The organism is Hydrogenophaga sp. 70-12, from assembly GCF_001897365.1.
Taxonomy (GTDB): domain Bacteria; phylum Pseudomonadota; class Gammaproteobacteria; order Burkholderiales; family Burkholderiaceae_C; genus Hydrogenophaga; species Hydrogenophaga borbori.
This window is the reverse complement of the sequence record NZ_MKSS01000100.1, coordinates 1-3,007: the sequence shown is the minus strand read 5'-3', so window position 1 is coordinate 3,007 and position 3,007 is coordinate 1. Positions and strand designations below refer to the sequence as shown.

At 68.5% G+C, this 3,007-nt stretch carries 4 protein-coding genes; all 4 read right to left on the bottom strand.

The annotated features are described in order from the left end of the window. The coding region (locus tag BGO22_RS06435; RefSeq protein WP_502686434.1) for a thiolase family protein at positions 1 to 762 on the bottom strand (762 nt) is incomplete at its 3' end. A gap of 60 nt (positions 763 to 822) precedes the next feature. Next, complete coding sequence (can, locus tag BGO22_RS06430; RefSeq protein ID WP_070400435.1) at positions 823 to 1,482, bottom strand: carbonate dehydratase; 660 nt, start codon at positions 1,480 to 1,482, stop codon at positions 823 to 825. A 35-nt stretch (positions 1,483 to 1,517) separates the two neighbouring features. Continuing rightward, entirely contained in the window at positions 1,518 to 2,699 is a 1,182-nt protein-coding gene (locus BGO22_RS06425; RefSeq protein WP_286849686.1) for an isovaleryl-CoA dehydrogenase, read from the bottom strand. Positions 2,700 to 2,733: 34 nt separating this feature from the next. Further along, on the bottom strand, positions 2,734 to 3,007 hold a 274-nt coding region (locus BGO22_RS06420; RefSeq protein WP_286849684.1), incomplete at its 5' end, for a PaaI family thioesterase.

Sequence of the window (3,007 nt, the reverse complement as noted above, 5' to 3'; positions counted from 1 at the left end):
GGCGCCGTCGTTGATGGAGGAGCTGGAGGCGGCGGTGATGGTGCCGTCCTTCTTGAACGCCGGCTTGAGCGCGGGGATCTTGTCGAGCTTGATCTTGCCCGGGCCTTCGTCGATGGAGACCACGCGCTCGCCGCTGCGGTCCTTCACGGTGACGGCGGCGATCTCCTTGGCGAAGGCACCGCTCTCGGTGGCGGCCTTGGCGCGCGACACCGAGGCGGTGGCGAAGGCGTCCTGCTGCTCGCGCGTGAAGGCGTACTTGGCGGCGCAGTCCTCGCCGAAGGTGCCCATGCTGCGGCCGGGTTCGTAGGCGTCTTCCAGGCCGTCGAGCATCATGTGGTCGAAGATGCGGTCGTGGCCCATGCGGTAGCCGCCGCGGCCCTTGAGCATGAGGTAGGGCGCGTTGGTCATGCTTTCCATGCCACCGGACACCATGAGCTGGGCGCTGCCGGCCATCAGCATGTCGTGCGCCAGCATGGTGGCCTTCATGCCGGAGCCGCACATCTTGGACAGCGTGACCGCGCCGGTGGACAGCGGCAGCCCGCCCTTGAGCGCGGCCTGGCGCGCGGGCGCCTGGCCCTGGCCGGCCATCAGGCAGTTGCCGAACAGCAGCTCGTCGACGCCCTTGGGGTCGACGCCGCTGCGTTCGATGGCGGCCTTGATGGCGACGCCGCCGAGGTCGTGCGCGGCCAGCGGCGAGAAGTCGCCCTGGAAGGCGCCCATGGGCGTGCGCGCGGCGCCGAGGATAACGATGGGATCGGACATGGTGTACTCCTTGGTTCGAAAGATCGGTCGAGAACGGTGGCGGCGCGCGGGCGGCGGAACTCAGCCGCGCGAGCGGTCCTTCACGCCGGCCACGGCCTGGCGGTGCACCGCCTCCAGGTCGGCGTTGCCGCGCACGGTCATGCGCAGGTCCTGCACCAGGCCGTCCTTGAGGCCGTAGACCCAGCCGTGCAGAGCCACGGCCTGGCCGCGTTCCCAGGCGTCCTGCAGCACCGTGGTCTGCGCGACGTTGACCACCTGCTCGATGGCGTTGAGTTCGCACAGCGCGTCGTGGCGGTGCGCCTCGGGCAGCGCGGACAGCAGCGTGGCATGCTTGTCGCGCACGTCCTTGATATGGCGCAACCAGTTGTCCGCCAGCCCCACGCGGGTGTCGCGCAACGCGGCCTGCACGCCGCCGCAGCCGTAGTGGCCCACCACCATGAGGTGCTCAACCTTGAGCACGTCCACCGCGAACTGGACGGTGGACAGGCAGTTCAGGTCGGTCGGCACCACCACGTTGGCCACGTTGCGGTGCACGAAGACCTCGCCCGGGTCCAGGCCGGTGATTTGGTTGGCGGGCACGCGGCTGTCGGAACAGCCGATCCACATGTAGCGTGGGCTCTGCTGCTGCGAGAGCTTGGTGAAGAAGCCGGGGCGTTCGGCCTCGATCTGGGCCGCCCAGCGCCGGTTGTGATCCAGCAGGTGTTGAAGGTCGTCGCTCATGGAAGGATTGTGCTGCCTGCCGCCCGCCGGGCGGCTTACATGGTTTCGGCGAAGAGTTCGCGGCCGATGAGCATGCGGCGGATCTCGCTGGTGCCGGCGCCGATCTCGTAGAGCTTGGCGTCGCGCCACAGGCGGCCCAGGGGGTACTCGTTGATGTAGCCGTTGCCGCCGAAGATCTGCACGCCTTCGCCGGCCATCCAGGTGGCCTTCTCGGCCGTCCACAGAATGACGGAGGCGCAGTCCTTGCGCACGCGGCGCACGTGCTCGCTGCCCAGCGTGTCCAGGTTCTTGGCCACCGTATAGGCGAAGCTGCGCGCGGCCTGCAGCACGGTGTACATGTCGGCCACCTTGCCCTGGATGAGCTGGAACTCGCCGATGCTCTGGCCGAACTGCTTGCGGTCGTGGATGTAGGGCACCACGTTGTCCATCACCGCCTGCATGATGCCCAGCGGCCCGCCGCTGAGCACGGCGCGCTCGTAGTCCAGCCCGCTCATGAGCACCTTGGCGCCGTTGTTGAGGCCGCCCAGGATGTTCTCCGCCGGCACCTCCACGTTCTGGAACACCAGCTCGCCGGTGTGGCTGCCGCGCATGCCCAGCTTGTCGAGCTTCTGCGCGATGGAGAAGCCCTTCATGCCCTTCTCGATGAGGAAGGCCGTGACGCCGCGCGCGCCCAGCTCGGGCTCGCTCTTGGCGTAGACCACCAGGGTGTCGGCGTCGGGGCCGTTGGTGATCCACATCTTGCTGCCGTTGAGCAGGTAGTAGCCGCCCTTGTCCTCGGCCTTGAGCTTCATGCTGATGACGTCGGAGCCCGCGCCGGGCTCGCTCATGGCCAGCGCGCCCACGTGCTCGCCACTGATGAGCTTGGGCAGGTACTTCTGCCGCTGCGCGTCGTTGCCGTTGCGCTTGATCTGGTTGACGCACAGGTTGGAGTGCGCGCCGTAGGACAGGCCGACCGAGGCGCTGGCGCGGCTGATCTCTTCCATGGCGACCATGTGCGCGAGGTAGCCCATGTTGGCGCCGCCGTAGGTGTCGGGCACGGTGATGCCCAGCACGCCGAGCTCGCCCATCTTGCGCCACAGGTCCATGGGGAACTGGTCGCTGCGGTCGATCTCGGCCGCGCGCGGCGCGATCTCGGCCTGCGCGAAGTCGCGCACGGCGTCGCGCAGGGCGTCGATGTCCTCGCCAAGCTGGAAGTCGAGGCCGGGCAGTTGGGTCATGGCAAGTCTCCTGTGGGTGTTGGTGTGGGAGGTGTCAGCCGCGCACCTTGTCGCGGCCCAGAACGGTCATGAGGGTGCAGCCCATGGTGGCCACGAGCTTCTCCCGGCCCTCGTGCAGGGCATAGGCCTGGCCTTCGGCCACGGTGACGGTGCGCCCGGGCTTGATGACCGTGCCGACCATGCGGAAGGACTCGCCCTGCGCGGGCGCGAGCAGGTTGATCTTGAACTCGATGGTGAGCACGGCGGCGTCGGCCGGCATGAGCGAAAACCCCGCGTAGCCGCAGGCCGAGTCGAGCGCCGTGGACACC

Bases quoted from the DNA above. Each gene is read 5' to 3' on its own strand.
- BGO22_RS06425 (WP_286849686.1), bottom strand. From the start codon at position 2,699: ATGACCCAACTGCCCGGCCTCGACTTCCAGCTTGGCGAGGACATCGAC.
- can (WP_070400435.1), bottom strand. From the start codon at position 1,482: ATGAGCGACGACCTTCAACACCTGCTGGATCACAACCGGCGCTGGGCG.